The 15,725-nt window shown below is 47.8% G+C and carries 15 protein-coding genes; 14 read left to right on the top strand and 1 reads right to left on the bottom strand.

Annotated elements, in window-relative coordinates:
- The first annotated feature begins 324 nt into the window (after positions 1–324).
- The 8 genes from MHH86_RS27555 to MHH86_RS27520 all read left to right on the top strand — a co-directional run bounded on the left by MHH86_RS27555 (position 325) and on the right by MHH86_RS27520 (position 8,109).
- Positions 325–1,101, top strand: a complete 777-nt coding sequence (locus MHH86_RS27555; protein WP_036680296.1) for an ABC transporter ATP-binding protein — start codon at positions 325–327, stop codon at positions 1,099–1,101.
- Positions 1,102–1,207: 106 nt separating this feature from the next.
- Positions 1,208–2,011: an ABC transporter permease gene (locus MHH86_RS27550; RefSeq protein WP_076316833.1), complete on the top strand. Its 804-nt coding sequence runs from the start codon at positions 1,208–1,210 to the stop codon at positions 2,009–2,011.
- 35 nt (positions 2,012–2,046) lie between these two features.
- Complete coding sequence (locus MHH86_RS27545; protein ID WP_076142217.1) at positions 2,047–2,934, top strand: ABC transporter permease; 888 nt, start codon at positions 2,047–2,049, stop codon at positions 2,932–2,934.
- A gap of 24 nt (positions 2,935–2,958) precedes the next feature.
- Positions 2,959–4,566, top strand: a complete 1,608-nt coding sequence (locus tag MHH86_RS27540) for an FAD-binding protein (protein WP_076146304.1) — start codon at positions 2,959–2,961, stop codon at positions 4,564–4,566.
- Positions 4,563–4,895, top strand: a complete 333-nt coding sequence (locus tag MHH86_RS27535) for a ferredoxin family protein (RefSeq protein ID WP_036680289.1) — start codon at positions 4,563–4,565, stop codon at positions 4,893–4,895. Before MHH86_RS27540 ends, MHH86_RS27535 begins: the two co-directional genes overlap by 4 nt.
- A gap of 47 nt (positions 4,896–4,942) precedes the next feature.
- On the top strand, positions 4,943–6,001 hold the full coding sequence (locus tag MHH86_RS27530; RefSeq protein WP_076104183.1) for an ABC transporter substrate-binding protein: 1,059 nt from the start codon (positions 4,943–4,945) through the stop codon (positions 5,999–6,001).
- A 159-nt stretch (positions 6,002–6,160) separates the two neighbouring features.
- Positions 6,161–7,771: an FAD-binding protein gene (locus tag MHH86_RS27525; RefSeq protein ID WP_076316834.1), complete on the top strand. Its 1,611-nt coding sequence runs from the start codon at positions 6,161–6,163 to the stop codon at positions 7,769–7,771.
- Positions 7,768–8,109, top strand: coding sequence for a 4Fe-4S binding protein (locus MHH86_RS27520; RefSeq protein WP_076099941.1), 342 nt, complete (start codon positions 7,768–7,770; stop codon positions 8,107–8,109). The genes MHH86_RS27525 and MHH86_RS27520 overlap by 4 nt, the downstream gene beginning before the upstream one ends.
- A 66-nt stretch (positions 8,110–8,175) precedes the next feature.
- Here MHH86_RS27520 and MHH86_RS27515 read toward each other — a convergent pair whose 3' ends face one another.
- Positions 8,176–8,721, bottom strand: a complete 546-nt coding sequence (locus MHH86_RS27515; protein WP_038573366.1) for a glutathione peroxidase — start codon at positions 8,719–8,721, stop codon at positions 8,176–8,178.
- 623 nt (positions 8,722–9,344) lie between these two features.
- Between MHH86_RS27515 and MHH86_RS27510 the strand changes: the two genes are divergently transcribed.
- From MHH86_RS27510 to MHH86_RS27485, 6 genes are all read left to right on the top strand, one after another.
- Positions 9,345–10,421, top strand: a complete 1,077-nt coding sequence (locus tag MHH86_RS27510) for a bifunctional 3-deoxy-7-phosphoheptulonate synthase/chorismate mutase (RefSeq protein ID WP_076099939.1) — start codon at positions 9,345–9,347, stop codon at positions 10,419–10,421.
- A gap of 261 nt (positions 10,422–10,682) precedes the next feature.
- On the top strand, positions 10,683–12,062 hold the full coding sequence (locus MHH86_RS27505) for a SulP family inorganic anion transporter (RefSeq protein WP_256715447.1): 1,380 nt from the start codon (positions 10,683–10,685) through the stop codon (positions 12,060–12,062).
- Positions 12,063–12,280: 218 nt separating this feature from the next.
- Positions 12,281–12,763 (top strand): Rrf2 family transcriptional regulator, encoded by a 483-nt coding sequence (locus MHH86_RS27500; RefSeq protein ID WP_038573363.1) that lies wholly within the window; start codon positions 12,281–12,283, stop codon positions 12,761–12,763.
- A 21-nt stretch (positions 12,764–12,784) separates the two neighbouring features.
- Positions 12,785–13,783: an LLM class flavin-dependent oxidoreductase gene (locus MHH86_RS27495; protein ID WP_038573362.1), complete on the top strand. Its 999-nt coding sequence runs from the start codon at positions 12,785–12,787 to the stop codon at positions 13,781–13,783.
- A 193-nt stretch (positions 13,784–13,976) separates the two neighbouring features.
- Positions 13,977–14,750 carry a hypothetical protein gene (locus MHH86_RS27490; protein WP_076099935.1) on the top strand — a complete coding sequence of 258 codons (774 nt, stop codon included), beginning with the start codon at positions 13,977–13,979 and terminating at the stop codon, positions 14,748–14,750.
- Between the two features lie 105 nt (positions 14,751–14,855).
- Positions 14,856–15,689, top strand: coding sequence for a prohibitin family protein (locus MHH86_RS27485; RefSeq protein WP_036680268.1), 834 nt, complete (start codon positions 14,856–14,858; stop codon positions 15,687–15,689).
- Positions 15,690–15,725 lie beyond the last annotated feature (36 nt).

The raw sequence follows: 15,725 nt of genomic DNA, 5'->3' as shown, positions 1-15,725 counted from the left end.
AAAAGCCCCTTCCTTAGAACCAATTTGTCATAAGCTTACTTCATTATATCGACGCAAAAGTGAGGTTTTTTAATACTTTCATCCTACTGAAAGTGATTTAATTCATTGCTTTTCTAACTTATGAACTAGAAATAACTCCACTTCTGTTCCATAAAAGGGCTTGTTTTTTGTTGACAGCTTATAAAATCGATGATATTTTAAATATTATAATTCCAATTGATTTACTTTGAATAATGATTGCCGACTGTTCCTACAGAGGTATTGCGAATGTAAAAACGCAATGCCTCTGTTTTTTTGTCCATACAGATTAAAGGAGGGGTCAAGGTGGGAGAAGCGTTGCTGTCTATTTCGAACCTAAATAAACGTTTTGAGTCTGCCGGTGGTCATGTTCAAGCACTCCATAATGTAGATCTCCATGTACAGGAGGGCGAATTTATTACAGTCATCGGCCCCAGCGGCTGTGGAAAAAGTACACTATTACGCATCGTAGCCGGTCTGGATAGCGGGTACACTGGCAGCGTCACCCTGGAAGGGGCGGAGATTGGGGGTCCTGGGATCGATAAGGGTTTTATTTTTCAGGAGCATCGCCTCTTTCCCTGGCTTACCGTTGAGAAGAATATTGCCTCTGATTTACCGCTAGGGAACAAGGAGGTTAGGCGGAAGGTCGATGAATTGATTGATCTGGTGAAGCTAAATGGATTTGAGAAATCTTATCCCCGCGAGTTGTCGGGAGGGATGGCCCAGCGGGTAGCAATAGCTCGTGCACTTCTGCGCAATCCGAAAATACTGCTGCTGGACGAACCGTTTGGTGCACTGGATGCATTCACTCGTGCCCATATGCAGACGGTATTGCTGGACATTTGGCGGGCTAACCAAACAACCATGATTTTTGTGACGCATGATATTGATGAGGCTGTGTTCTTGGGGAATCGGGTAGTGATCCTAGAGCCGCGTCCCGGGAAAATACGTAAAATTGTACCGATAGATTTACCGTATCCACGGAAAAAAACAACGACCTCCTTTCAAGAGCTGCGTTTGAAGGTGTTGAATTATTTTGAAAAGGTAGATGAGCTAGAGCTTACAGACGGAGCCGGAATATAAAATAGGTCGACCATACCCATGGAGACTTTCGAAGGTATTACTATTCGAGGGTCTCTTTCTGTTTATTTAAAGTGATCGTAAAGCTGAAAAAAGGTGGGTTCAAAGTATGACAAATCGGGCTGTAGCCATAAGAACTTCCGGACGCCCCGGAAAGGTGGCAACACTAGGACTTGGTCTTTTGCTGCCGGGCAGTGTGCTGATTCTGTGGCAGACGCTCGGGCATTATGGAATGATCTCGGAGATGCTGTTCCCTACGCCGTATACGATTGCGGAATCTTTTGTAACTTTAGCGGCTTCAGGCGATTTGTGGCCGAACTTTAGGATCAGCTTGGTCAGAGCCTTTTCTGGATTCCTGCTAGGTGGTGGACTGGGTCTGCTGTTAGGACTTCTCGTAGGCCTGTTCCGCAGATCGGAGAAGCTGTTAGATCCTTTCCTGCAAATGATCCGCATGATTCCCAGTCTGGCGGTAGTACCGCTGTTCATTTTATGGTTCGGGATCGGTGAGGAGTCGAAGGTGCTATTGATTGCTAAGGGAGCTTTTTTCCCACTTTATATTAATACGTTCATGGGAATTCGCGGCGTGGATAACAAGCTATTTGAAGTTTCCCGGGTACTTGGCTTCAGCCGGTTGAAGCAGATTGGCAGGTTAGTACTTCCAGCAGCGCTGCCGAACATTATTCTTGGAGTTCGTCTCTCTCTAGGGCTTTCTTGGCTGGGGTTAGTAGTGGCAGAGCTTATTGCATCTACCTCAGGCATTGGATACATGATGTCCGATGCGCGTCAATTCGCGGACACACCAGTGGTGTTCGTGGGAATTATTATTTTTGCCGTAGCTGGATTGTTGAGTGATTCCATTGTCCGTTACATTGAACGACGGTTGTTGAGATGGCAAGACAGTTATCGCGGATAACCTTGAACGCTCATTAAACAAAAGGGGGATGCACCATGAGCGATGGAGTAGAAGCTATTATCAAAAATACTAAAAGAGCCAGAGAAACGCTGGATAGCAGCGGCACAGCTCCTTTATCCAAGAAGACACCGAAGAAACCCACAATACAAGTTGCATGGAAACCCTTGCTCTCTGATTGGGGAATGGGTGCAATTATCCCGGTGGTGACGTTAGTCCTTTGGCAGCTGGCAGGGAGTACGGGGCTGGTCACAGCAACCTTTTTGCCGACTCCGCTTTCGATTGCAAGAGCTTTTACCGACTTGTTGGTTACTGGAGAGTTAACTCATCATCTGGGTGTCAGCATGGGTAGGGCGGGCATCGGATTTCTTATTGGAGGTGTGTTGGGTCTTCTATTCGGCGTACTGACTGGCTTGTTCCGCAGTGTGGAATATGTACTCGATCCTAGCGTACAAGTGCTTAGGCTTGTTCCCCATTTGGCTATAGCGCCGCTCATTATTCTCTGGTTCGGGTTTGGAGAGATATCTAAAGTTGTGATCATTATGACAGGCTCATTTTTTCCGCTCTATATTAATACGTTTATGGGCATCCGCAATGTGGACAATAAATTGTTCGAAGTAGCTCGTGTATTGGGATTCAGTCCATATCAGAAGCTGCGCAGGCTTATACTCCCGGCGGCGCTGCCTGGAATTTTGTTAGGGCTAAGGTTGTCGCTGGCTGTAGCTTGGATTGGTTTGGTTGTAGCAGAGCTTATTGGATCACAGTCAGGTATTGGGTTTCTTATCAATGAAGCGAAGCAGAACTCTAATACAGAGGTTGTATTCGTAGGCATTATTATTTTCGCAATTGTCGGTAAGCTGATCGATTCCTTGTTCCGGATTATTGAACGAAAGTTCCTGTTCTGGCGCGATAGTTACGAAGGATAAACAAACTGAGGAGGTCTTGAACATATGAGTGGATCGGTGAAAAAAGGATCGGTGAATTTGGTGGCAGACGTGCTCGTTATCGGAGGAGGTCCGGCAGGAACGTGGGCAGCCCTTACTGCATCGGCGAAGGGGGCCAAAGTAATCCTTGCAGATAAAGGGTACTGCGGTTCAAGTGGGGCAACGGCACCGTCGGGAACGGGGGTCTGGTATGTGAAACCGGATGAGAAGCTCCGGAAAGAGGCAAAAGCAAGTCGTTATGCGCTTGGCGGTCAGCTGGCTGAATCTCGCTGGATGGACCGGGTGCTGGATCAAACCTATGCCAATATGAACAAGCTGGGTGTTTCCGGTTATCCATTCCCTGTAGATGAGCAGGGCAATCAATTCCGAAGAAGTCTGCAAGGACCGGAATATATGAAATTAATGCGTAGGCTGGTGAAAAAGGCAGGCGTTAAAATTCTAGATCACAGCCCAGCTTTGGAACTCCTGGCGGATGAGCATGGCGTAGCTGGAGCGGCTGGAGTTCATACTCAGAGTGGAGAAACCTGGACTGTTCAGGCAGGAGCAGTCGTCATTGCTACCGGAGGCTGCGCCTTCCTAAGCAAGGCACTTGGCTGCAACGTGTTGACCGGAGATGGCTATCTCTTCGCTGCTGAGGCTGGGGCGAATCTGTCCGGCATGGAATTCTCCAATGCCTATGCGATCTGCCCTACGTTCTCTTCGGTGACCAAGACGGCGTATTACAGCTATGCCAGCTTTTATTATGAGGATGGAAGCATTGTGGAGGGAGCCGGTTCCAAGAAAGGCCGTTCTGTAATTGCCCGGAATCTGTTGGCAGGTAATCAGGTGTACGCCAAGCTGGATGGGGCACCAGAGGATTTAAGACCGCTGCTGCGGGTGGCGCAGACGAACTTTTTCCTTCCTTTTGACCGCCAGGGAATTGATCCGTTCAAGGATGCGTTTCCGGTTACTTTGCGGCTCGAAGGCACGGTTCGGGGGACGGGTGGCATCCATATTACAGATGAAAGCTGCGGCACAGGTGTTCCCGGACTTTACGCGGCAGGAGATGCTGCTACCCGCGAGCTGATTTGCGGAGGTTTTACTGGCGGAGGCAGCCATAATGCGGCGTGGGCGATGTCTTCAGGTTCTTTTGCTGGTGAAGGAGCTGCTGTCTATGCACAGAGTCTGGGGTCGCACGCTGCGCAGCGTAGTCCAGTCGGCTTATCATCATCACCACTGGTGCATCAGGAAGTGAAGCCGGGAGTGGCGGCCCAAACGGCAGAGTATGTGTCTGCTGTACAGGCTGAGGTGAAGCCGTATGACATCAATTTGTTCCGGACAGAACAAGGGCTGACTTCTGCACTAGATCGTCTGGATGGATTGTGGAAAGAGCAACGAAGCCGCGAAATTCAACGCACACCAGAAGGGGTCAAGGCACGTGAAGCCGAAGCCATGACCGCAACAGCCCGCTGGATGTACAATTCTGCACTTGCTCGTACAGAGACGAGAGGCATGCATAAGCGTGAGGATTTCAAGGATACAGATCATGGCCAGCATCATCGCTTGATCAGTGGCGGATTAGATCAGGTATGGGTGAAGACGGAAGCAGTGGCTAAGGAGGGTGTTCTATCGTGATTGAGGTGATCAGCGCTGCCAGATGTGTAGAGTGCAACCAATGTGTATCTGTCTGCCCGACTAATGTTTTCGAACGGGTAGAGGATGGCATTCCTGTTATTGCCCGGCAGAGCGATTGCCAGACTTGCTTTATGTGTGAGCTGTATTGTCCTGTCGATGCTCTCTACGTTGCACCAGACTCAGAGAATATTATTGGTGTGACAGAAGCGGAACTTCAGGAGCAGGGACTCCTTGGCGGTTATCGTGAAAAAGTAGGCTGGGGTAAGGGCAGGCAGCCGGTGGCAAGCCATGACTTTATGTATAAATTGGCGTCGAGGGCAGGGTTCTGAGCTTGATTAAGATTTAAATAAATAGCATAAACCTAGGGGGAGAAACAATGAAACAAGCGTACAGAGAGATTCAAGGGAAACGTTCAAGGAAGATTCGGTTTGCACTTTTAACTACAATTATGATGGCCATGCTGGTGCTTCAGGCTTGCGGAAATAATACGGGCGGCAATGGAGCATCTGCCTCCGGGGGATCAAATACGGAGAAGGCGGGAGAAGAGGCCACGAGCAATGTTCCAGCGGTATTGAACTTTGGGTTTATCGGTTCCAACAAATTGAATGTGCCTGGCGGCGCAGAGGGTTGGGGCTTTTATAAAGGGATTATTCAAGAAGAGTTGAAGAAATACGGCATTACTGAAGTGAAGCTTACTGGCTTTCCAAACGGTCCGGATCAGACAGAATCCTTGATTAGTGGTCGGCTGGATATCGGCAGCCTTGGAGATACACCTGCTATTATTGCCTACGCTTCTGGAGCCAAGACCCGTCTGATTTCACAATCTTCCGCGAACACGATCGGTTATTTGATCGGCAAGAAGGATGGGCCCAAGACGGTGAAAGATTTGCAAGGTAAGACTATCGCAATTCAAAAGGGCTCCTTCATGCACCGCTATGTTGTTGGATTACTACAGGAAGAAGGAGTAACCGACTACAAACTCGTGCATATGCTCATTCCTGATGCTACCGCAGCTTTAGCCCGTGGAGATGTAGATGCTACAACAAATCTAGGCGTTCCTGCGCTGAAGCTGATTGACCAAGGATACACTCACTTGGATGATGCCTCGAAGCACCCGAATCTGCTTGGTTCTAGCGCAACAGTTGTGTCTGAGGATTATCTGGCGAAATTCCCTGATTTTCCGAAGGCATGGAACGAAGCTAGAGAGAAGGCCTTGGCAGACTTGAAGCAGCATGAGGATGAGTATTATCAATTTCTGGCTGAAATCGGAGATACAACGCCTGAGCTGGCGAAGCAAGTGAATCCGATTAGTGATATCAAGGATACTGCGTTCACTGATGAAGGAATAAAGCTGCTGGAAGGTACCAAAAACTTCCTCGTCGAAGAGAAGTTAGCGAAAAAAGACTTCAATATTAGCGATTGGCAGTTGAAATAAAGTTGCTTAAAGGCTGCTTTAATTGAACTTAAGATTCTTCTATAAAGGTAATTGAGTGACTGCGGTGAATGTTTGGATTTTCGGCCGCCTCTCCGCCACTCCTCCCTTTAGTGATTTTTAAGTTCAACTAACTCAGCTAATGGTGTAGGAGGAAAAAAGATGTCGCAGCTTAAGAAGGAAATGACAGTGGATGTCCTCGTGCTTGGCGGAGGTCCTGCTGGGGCGTGGTCGGCATGGAGTGCAGCCTCGCAAGGTGCAAAGGTAGTCCTGGCGGATAAGGGCTACTTGGGCACAAGTGGCGCAACTGCACCGGGTGGAACAACGTTGCTCGTGATCCCTCCCATTGCCGAGCTGCGGGAGCAGGCAGTGCAAGCCAGACTTAAGGCCGGCGGATATTTATCGGAGAATGCTTGGATTCACCGGGTGCTGGATCAGGTAGAGCAGAACCTGGCTCAAGTGGAGCAGTGGGGGTATCCGTTTCCGAAGGATGAAGAAGGAAACTCACTGCGTACCCATCTCCATGGACCAGAATATATGCGGATTATGCGAAAAGTTGTGCGCAAAGCAGGGGTCACAATTCTTGATCAGTCACCAGCGCTGGAACTTCTTCACGATGAACACGGTGTTGGTGGAGCGCGTGGGATCAACCGCCTGACAGGAGAGTCCTGGGAAGTGAAGGCAAATGCCGTTGTGATGGCTACCGGAGGTTGTGCTTTTCTCAGCAAAGGCCTTGGTTGCAACGTGCTGACAGGGGAAGGATTGTTGATGTCCGCAGAGGTGGGAGCTGATCTTTCGGGCATGGAATTCAGCCGCCAATATGCGCCAAGCTTTGCGGACGGAACCGTAACACGTGGCCGCATGCTGGCTTGGGCCACCCTTTATGATGCGGACGGTCATCCGTTGCATAGAGGGGATCGGACCTTTGGCAGCATTCCTGAGCTGATGCTGAAGGGTCCGGTTTACGCTTCGCTGGATCTGGCAGACACCGCGGAGAAACAGGATTTTCTGCGCAAAGCGCATCCGATTTTCTTTATGCCGCTGGAGCGGGCGGGAATTGATGCGTTTAAGCAGAAATTCCCGCTCACCCTGCGCTATGAGGGCACGATGCGCGGCACTGGGGGTCTGCGCTTGAGCGGCACGGATTGCCAGACGACCGTGCCCGGACTCTATGCGGCCGGAGATGCCGCATCTCGCGAGAAAGTGACCGGCGCCATCTCCGGCGGCGGGGCTTATAACGCTTCCTGGGCCATGTGCAGCGGAAGCTGGGCTGGACAGGGAGCCGCGCAGCATGCGCTGTCCTGCCGAGGACAGGCGAACAGCCGCAAGCTGACCGCAGCGGGACGCTACGGGCTGGAGGCTGGCGCCGATGCCTCGGAAACGCTGGAGGTGAAGCCGCTAATCGCGGCAATCCAGCGTGAAATCTTGCCGCTGCAGATCAATTATTTCCGCAGCGAGCTAGGCATTTCTTCAGCCTTGAAGCGGCTGAATGCCTTGATGCCCTATTTGAACGGGCAGGCTCCTGCCAGCGTTCAGGGCATCGTGCAATCGCGTGAAGCCGCGGCTATGCTCGCGGTCGGCAGGTGGATGTACACCGCGGCACTCGCCCGGAAAGAGACCCGCGGACTGCAAAAGCTAGCGGAATATCCGGAGCTTGATCCGCGCCAGACTCACCGGCTGATCTTATCCGGTATTCAACATATAAGCATCAGTACAGAGGCTGTGCCCCATGCTCATGAACTGAATGCGCTGAAGGAGGGGCAAGCGATATGATCGAATTAATCAGCTTGGAGCGTTGTGTTGGTTGTAAGCTGTGTACGAAAGTATGTCCGACGAACGTATTCGAAATGCAGGGGAAGATTCCGGTCATTGCCCGTCAGGAAGATTGCCAGACCTGTTTCATGTGTGAAGCTTATTGTCCTGTAGATGCTTTATACGTGGCACCACAGGCGGATCAGCTGATCGGTGTAAATGAGGAGGCGCTGATTCAGTCAGGTGTGTTGGGAAGCTGGCGTGCTGAAATTGGCTGGGGACCAGGTGCGAATGGCTCGATGGCGGAGAGGGATACGACTCCTTATTTTGAAGTGTTTACGGAGCAGTACCGTACATGAATAAGCAGAGGCTTAAACCCAAAAAATCCGCCCGAAAGCTGGGCGGATTTTTCATATATTAGAAACTTACAGCAGGGCCTCGATAGCTGGTTCAATATCCAGCGGGTCCACCGTAGATTCGAATCTAGTGACAACATTGCCTTCGCGATCAATCAGGAATTTAGTGAAGTTCCACTTGATTTCGTCATTGTTCAGAGCCTCTGGATCTTTGTCTTCAAGCATGCTTTGCAGCAGCTTTCCTGAAGAATGGTTGATATCGAACCCTTCAAATCCAGCCTGTTCTGTTAGGTAGGTGAAAAGAGGGTGTTTAGCTTCGCCTTTTACGTCAACCTTTTCAAAGAGTGGGAAGGTTACCCCGTAATTAATTTGGCAAAATACATTAACCTCTTCATTGCTGCCGGGTTCTTGCTCTCCAAATTGATTGGAAGGAAAGCCGAGAATTTGGAGGCCACGTTCCTCGTACCGCTCATAAAGCTTTTGCAGATCTGAATATTGGTGGGTAAATCCGCACTTACTTGCTGTGTTCACTATCAGTAGTACTTTACCTTTGTATTGCTCTAGCTCGATATCTTTTCCCCGAATACTGCGTGCTGAATATTGATAAATGCTCATGGCTGCTACATCCCTTCAGTTATCTATGCTTTTTGAAAAAGAACAGGAAATATTTATAATAATTAAATTGTAAACAATTCAATTATCGCTGTCAAACAATACAGCTTGAAGGAATTGGAACCGTAATTGCCAGGTTGGAATAGGATAGATAATGGGTATGGATCAGTCAAACAAATTTATTGCGTTAAAGCTACTCTGCGTTCCATTATTATCTTGCATCGGGAACGTTTTTTGATTAAGATAGCAGAAACCAGCGCAAAAGCCGCGCTGACATAGATAAGGACTATGACGAAGAGAGTAAGCATTATAGCGGATCTTAACAGGGAAGGCGTGCCGGAGACTGAGAGCACCCTCATGAGACGATTAATGCCGAAGTTCACTTCCGAGTCGGCCCCTGAAGTAGTTTGTCACAGGTTGTGGCAGGTATGAGTAGGGAGGCCCGCGCCCCGCGTTACCGGGTGAAAGACAGAATTAATTCTTAGTCAGGGGAACATGAGATTCTATTCCTTTGTGCTAGTATTCGGGTTAATTCTAAATAAGGGTGGTACCACGGCTCCTCGTCCCTTGCGACGGGGGGCCTTTTTGCGTTCCAAATTATAACAAAAAGAGGGAGTGGAAGGGTAATGAGTAACGTGGAATTGGATGTTCTTAGAGGTCGTCTGGATGAAATTAATGGGCAATTGCTGGAGCTGATCTCCGAGCGGGCTAAGATTGTTCAGGAGATTGGAGTTGTTAAAGAAAAACAAGGTGTCCCTAAATTTGATCCAGAACGGGAAAAACAGATGCTGGATAAGCTCGTAGCGAGCAACAAAGGCCCTTTCACTAACGGGACGATCCGTAGCCTCTTCAAACAAATTTTCTCAGCTTCTCTGGACTTACAAACAGATGATCATAAAAAAACTTTACTGGTAGCCCGCAAGAGCCACAAAGAGGATACAGTGATTGTTCTGCCGGGAGATGTAACGGTTGGCGGTGCTTCTTCACTGATGGTAGCCGGTCCTTGCTCCGTGGAAAGTGAACTGCAGACTCGCACCGTAGCTGCCGCCCTGCAAAAAGCCGGAGTACGTGTAATGCGTGGCGGTGCCTTCAAGCCTCGGACTTCACCTTATGATTTCCAAGGGCTGGGAATGGACGGTTTAAGAATATTACGAGAAGCAGCAAATGAATATGGACTGCTGACCATCAGCGAAATTGTAGATGCAAGACATATTGAAGAGTCGCTTGATTATGTGGATATCATCCAGATTGGTGCACGTAATATGCATAATTTCGAGCTGCTAAAAGCGGTGGGAGAAGTCGACAAGCCGGTGCTGCTGAAACGTGGATTGGCTGCCACACTCGATGAATTCATCCATGCAGCGGAATACATCATGTCTCGTGGAAATACACAGATCATGCTGATTGAACGTGGAATTCGCACCTATGAAAAAGCGACCCGCAACACGCTTGATATCTCAGCAGTGCCAATTCTCAAACAGGAATGCCATTTGCCAGTATTGGTTGATGTAACTCACTCGACAGGCCGCAAAGACATCCTTATTCCATGTGCGAAAGCCGCACTCGCAGCTGGAGCTGACGGCATTATGGTGGAAGTGCATCCTGATCCTGCAACCGCATTGTCTGATGCCGCTCAGCAGCTGAACATTGATGAATTCAACACCTTCTTTAATGAAGTGAAAGCTTCCGGATTGTACCGGTAATCTAGAAATATAGAATTTGCATGATATTTTAAGGATTCGCTAGAAAATGAGGTGTATAAGCGCTTACAAGTCTAACTAATCTTTTTGTGAAGGTGAAGGTGGGTCGAGTACAATAAGCAACATTAGCGTTGCACCGGCCCCGGGTCTTTTCTGACAAAAGATCCACACATTTTAATAGTCACAGGAGGAAAATAGATTTTGAAGCAGCTTACCTTAAATAATGGGTGGTTTTCTAACACTCGAACCGATATTTTATCGGGGATGACCGTAGCCGTTGCGCTGATTCCTGAAGCGATCGCTTTTTCGATCCTGGCGGGAGTAAGTCCGATGGTTGGTTTATATGCCTCTTTTTGTATTGCGATTGTAACGGCACTTGCCGGGGGCAGACCCGGAATGATCTCGGCGGCTACGGGAGCTATGGCTCTGTTAGTCGGAAGTCTCGTACTAGAACACGGAATAGAGTATCTGTTCGCGGCAACTGTACTGGCTGGTGTGTTTCAGATATTGATGGGGATGCTAAAGCTGGGGCGGTTTATCACGTTTTTGCCACAGCCGGTCATGACAGGGTTTGTCAACGCGCTGGCGATACTGATTTTTATGGCACAGCTTACCCATTTTAAAGGACAAGGCTGGGTGATGTACGGACTGGTAGCTCTGACCTTGCTTATTATCTACATGGTTCCTCGGTTTACCAAAGCCGTACCTTCAGCACTTGTAGCGATCGTTATCGTTTCTGTTCTTAGCATCGCTCTTCATCTGGACGTAAGAACCGTAGGCGATATGGGGAATATTACAGCAACTTTGCCACTATTCCATCTCCCGCAAATCCCGTTCACGCTGGATACTCTGCTTATTATTTTGCCATATTCACTTTCACTGGCCGTAGTTGGGCTATTGGAATCCCTGATGACTGCCACCTTAATAGACGATATTACGGGCACAGGTAGTGATAAGAACAGAGAGGCGAAGGGACAGGGGCTTGCAAATGTAGTCACTGGTTTTTTCGGAGGGATGGCAGGCTGTGCGATGATTGGCCAATCGATGGTTAACATGAAGTCAGGAGGACGCACGCGTCTGTCCACGTTTGTGTCAGGAATCTTTTTATTATTCCTAATTATCGTACTTGGCGATGTGGTGAAGCAGATCCCGATGGGCGCGCTCGTCGGCGTAATGATAATGGTCTGTATCAGCACCTTTGAATGGGGCTCACTCAAAACTTTAACCCGTGTTCCGCTAAGCGATGCGCTGGTTATGATTGTGACGGTGGTCACCGTGGTGGTTACAGACAACCTTTCTATTGGGGTTTTGTTTGGGGTTCTGCTAAGTGCTTTAACGTTTGCTTGGAAAATAGCTTCGATCCGCCTAACTGTTCAGGAAGCAACCTCTTCCAAGACATATGCGGTTTCCGGCCAGCTGTTCTTCGGCACGACAAGCCACTTCATTCATGAATTCGCCTACGAAAGCGATCCGGATCATATTATTATCGATTTTTCACACTCCCATGTGTGGGACCAATCCGCTGTCCATGCCATAGCGAAGACGATGAGCAAATACGCCGAGCATGGCAAAAAAGTCACCATTACAGGACTTAATGACCAGAGCTCACAGCTGGTTCAGCGGGTGGGATTATCATTACAGTAGGACATACAAAAAAATAACGGATACCCTCAAAAAAGATTGCGCTATGTGCGTGATCTTTTTTTTATAGCAGATATTTTCTGAAAGAAAAGGCCAGCAAGGTTTTACTTTGGGTTTAAAATAATATAAAGTATAAAGTGGATAATATTTATCCGCTTTATACGCGGACGGTATTATATACAGTTTGAATCAAGCTATTTACGTAAATCGAGGTGCTGTACATGCATATGAAAACAGGGGTAGAACAGTCGGTATATGCACTGGTTCTACTCAACATGCTGCCGGATAAGGCGGTGCTATCTGGGGAAGCGATTAGCCAGCAGCTCGGAGCATCGGCGACCTATTTTCAGAAACTGTTAAGAAAGCTGGTAACCGCAGACATCATCACGTCTGTTCCTGGCATTAAAGGCGGTTTTAAATTAAAGAAAAGCCCTGAAGATATTCGTGTATATGACGTTTACCTCGCGGTGGAAGGCCAGCAGTCGCTGTATTCATCGAATGGGATTCTGGTAGACATGTTGGATTTAGAAAAAGAAGACAGCTGCTGCCTGTTATCGAATCTGATGGAAGAAGCTGAATCCTCTTGGAAAGCTGTATTAAAGCGAGAGACTATTGCTTCGTTGTCGGAGGAAATGCGTGCTGAACGCTTTAAAGATAAGATTGCAGTCTTAGAGGAATGGGTCAGCAATAAAATGGTCATCTAACCAAAGAAGGGATGTATTCGCATGAGATTAAGCGTATTGGATCAGGCACCCGTGACAAGCGGTAACACAGCGGAAGGTGCCCTGAATAAAGCAGAAGAACTGGCTATTTTAGCAGATGAGCTGGGATATAGCAGAATGTGGATGGCAGAGCACCATGGCGGAAATACTTTTGCTAGCTCAGCTCCGGAAGTAACGGCTGCCCGTTTAGCCGCCAAGACCAACCGTATTCGAATCGGCACCGGCGGTGTAATGATGATGCATTATTCTCCTCTTAAGCTGGCGGAAGTATTTAAAACGTTAAGTGCTTTTTCCCCGGGGAGAATTGATTTCGGTGTGGGACGAGCTCCTGGTGGCGATACAAGCGCCATGTACGCTTTATCTGAAGGCCGTGAGTTAATGCTGCATAATATGTATGACAAGCTTGGCATTACCATGCAACTGCTTAGTGATCAGATTCCGGAAGATGAGCTATATGCCAAAAATCTCGCTGCTCCAACGAAGGTGGCGCTCCCTGAAGTATGGTTGTTAGGCTCGAGCGGCAATAGTGCGCGAAAAGCTGCACAAATGGGAGTCGGATACTCCTTCGCACAATTTTTTAATGGTGCGATGAGTAATGAGATCTTGGACCATTACCGGAATAACTACCAGCCTTCTATCTTTATGGACAAACCAGAGATCAGTGTATCCTATATGGTGACCACAGCAGAAACGAAGGAAGAAGCTGAGTATGAAGCGTTACCGCAGGATATTTTTCGGTTGATGATGAGTAAGGGCCGGATTACTCAGGTGCTGACACCAGAAGAAGCTCAGAACATTTCGTTATCGGAAATTGACCGGATGTCAATCAAGGAAGGGCGCAAGATTCATTTGGTTGGTGCGGTTAAAGACATCGCCGTACGTTTGCAAGAAGAACAAGCACAATATGGATTCCAAGAAGCAATGATATGCAGCATCCCACATTCGCAGGAGAAACGGCTAGAGGTTTACCGACTACTGGCGCGTGAACTGCTAGGCTCTTGATTCTTGATAGCTAACCTTAACCCGCATTTCATGCGGGTTTTTTGTATGCCAATTTAGCTTTTTGATCGATGCATACCCTCAAAAGACAATAAATTAACCCTACCGCCTCCTAAAAGTAACATTTGAATGCCTAACTTCATCTATGATTAATGAAAGATTAAATTATAAAAAGAGGCTAGGAAGTGATCAAGAGATGTTTCCTTTACATAAATCCATTACGCTGACAGCCTTGCTTCTAATGAATCTGCTTGCAGGTTGCCAACATCAGGTGGACCCATCCCCCCTTCAATCGGGTGACTACTACCACACCTCAAGACCGAAGCCAACAGACACCGCTGCTAACCTCATTAAGCTGGAGTGGAGGCTGGTGGATACAATGCCCATAGTCTCTCAACTAAGTGCTCCACCCACAGGCGCTACTTTGATTGCAGAGAAGAAGCTGGATGATTTCGGAGGAGTCAAAGTGAGTGTGTATACGATGGCTAGTGACGAAGACTATGTGTATGCCAGAACTTCTACTTCCAAAGGACAATACAGTCTAGGGGCGATAGGAACTTATAATTATCGTCAACCGGAGGATATCAAGGTAGAAGTAGTGCGGTTGTTTAGCGAAAAGGTGCTGAAAATCACCGGAGGACTAGGAGCAAATAACTCGCTCAGTAACTATTATTTAATCGACGAGAGCGGTAACCCCTCGGGTTTGCTGCAAATAGATACCGGACATTCCAAAGAACTGGATGTTGATCAGGATGGATCTTTTGAAGGGGTAGCCGCACATGGAAGTCCGATGAGTGCCTATATTTATCGCTGGAATATTGATCACGCTGAGGTAACATACGTTAATGATGCTTTAAAGGCAGACTCCGTGGTGCTAACGGATGAAGGAATATATGAAGCTTCTAATATCGGGGACAAGCAGAGCAGAAGATTTCGGTTGACCGTAGAAGGACTGATCTCAGAGCGGTAACGCCATGACCACTGCTGTTGAAATATTTCCTGCGACCATTTACCCCAAACCTCCGTATAGACGGTTAAGCTTGAATGATTATCCATAATCTAGGAGGGGTATTGGATGAATATGCAAATGAATCCGAAATTGAAACAGCTGCGCCCGGGAAAAATAGTCAGCGGGATTGCAGCGGTGCTCATTGTATTGTTGATTGGCGCGAATTCTTTCGTATCAGTGGAATATGGGCATGTAGGTTTGTACAAAACCTTTGGTAAATTAAATGACAATACATTGTCACCCGGCATTCATTTTAAAATTCCGTTTATCCAAACGGTGATTCAGGTCAATACACAGGTAACGAAGGCGGAGACCGATACTTCAGCCTCTTCAAAGGATCTTCAGCCCGTGTCCACACATGTGGCGGTGAACTATTCCGTAAATAAGGCTTCCGCCTTTAATCTGATGAACAATATCGGAGGTAATTTTGATAGTGTAATTATCAATCCGGCCATTCAAGAAATCGTTAAAGAAGTGACAGCCAAATATCCAGCAGAGGATTTGATTACGCGTCGTGATGTAGTGTCGAGTGAGATTAGTGAGCACTTAACCGCTAGGCTGGCAAAATATGACCTGATCGTCAACGATATTAACATCGTTAACTTTAAATTCTCGGAGGCATTTAACCAGTCGATTGAAGCAAAGCAGGTCGCCCAGCAGCAGGCATTGAAGGCCGAAAATGATCTCCGGCGGATTGAAATTGAAGCGAAGCAAAAAATCGCCCAGGCGCAAGCAGAGGCTGAATCTTTAAGACTTAAGAAGCAAGAGGTTACACCTGAGCTGGTGCAGCTGAAGCAAATTGAGGTTCAGGAGAAAGCGCTGGAAAAATGGAACGGCGTGCTGCCATCTGTAACAGGGGGAGCCACACCTTTTGTGGATGTTCAATCCCTGACTAAATAATTCATTATTGGGTTCTGATTTATTTCCTCTGATAGG

This window comes from Paenibacillus sp. FSL F4-0097 (assembly GCF_038593125.1).
Taxonomy (GTDB): domain Bacteria; phylum Bacillota; class Bacilli; order Paenibacillales; family Paenibacillaceae; genus Paenibacillus_AQ; species Paenibacillus_AQ odorifer.
This window is presented reverse-complemented; position numbering and strand designations above follow the sequence as displayed.

Excerpts from the sequence above, each read along its gene's own strand:
- MHH86_RS27550 (WP_076316833.1), top strand. The coding sequence starts at position 1,208 with ATGACAAATCGGGCTGTAGCCATAAGAACTTCCGGACGCCCCGGAAAG.
- MHH86_RS27545 (WP_076142217.1), top strand. The coding sequence starts at position 2,047 with ATGAGCGATGGAGTAGAAGCTATTATCAAAAATACTAAAAGAGCCAGA.
- MHH86_RS27540 (WP_076146304.1), top strand. The coding sequence starts at position 2,959 with ATGAGTGGATCGGTGAAAAAAGGATCGGTGAATTTGGTGGCAGACGTG.
- MHH86_RS27530 (WP_076104183.1), top strand. The coding sequence starts at position 4,943 with ATGAAACAAGCGTACAGAGAGATTCAAGGGAAACGTTCAAGGAAGATT.
- MHH86_RS27525 (WP_076316834.1), top strand. The coding sequence starts at position 6,161 with ATGTCGCAGCTTAAGAAGGAAATGACAGTGGATGTCCTCGTGCTTGGC.
- MHH86_RS27520 (WP_076099941.1), top strand. The coding sequence starts at position 7,768 with ATGATCGAATTAATCAGCTTGGAGCGTTGTGTTGGTTGTAAGCTGTGT.
- MHH86_RS27515 (WP_038573366.1), bottom strand. The coding sequence starts at position 8,721 with ATGAGCATTTATCAATATTCAGCACGCAGTATTCGGGGAAAAGATATC.
- MHH86_RS27510 (WP_076099939.1), top strand. The coding sequence starts at position 9,345 with ATGAGTAACGTGGAATTGGATGTTCTTAGAGGTCGTCTGGATGAAATT.
- MHH86_RS27505 (WP_256715447.1), top strand. The coding sequence starts at position 10,683 with ATGACCGTAGCCGTTGCGCTGATTCCTGAAGCGATCGCTTTTTCGATC.
- MHH86_RS27500 (WP_038573363.1), top strand. The coding sequence starts at position 12,281 with ATGCATATGAAAACAGGGGTAGAACAGTCGGTATATGCACTGGTTCTA.
- MHH86_RS27495 (WP_038573362.1), top strand. The coding sequence starts at position 12,785 with ATGAGATTAAGCGTATTGGATCAGGCACCCGTGACAAGCGGTAACACA.
- MHH86_RS27490 (WP_076099935.1), top strand. The coding sequence starts at position 13,977 with ATGTTTCCTTTACATAAATCCATTACGCTGACAGCCTTGCTTCTAATG.
- MHH86_RS27485 (WP_036680268.1), top strand. The coding sequence starts at position 14,856 with ATGAATATGCAAATGAATCCGAAATTGAAACAGCTGCGCCCGGGAAAA.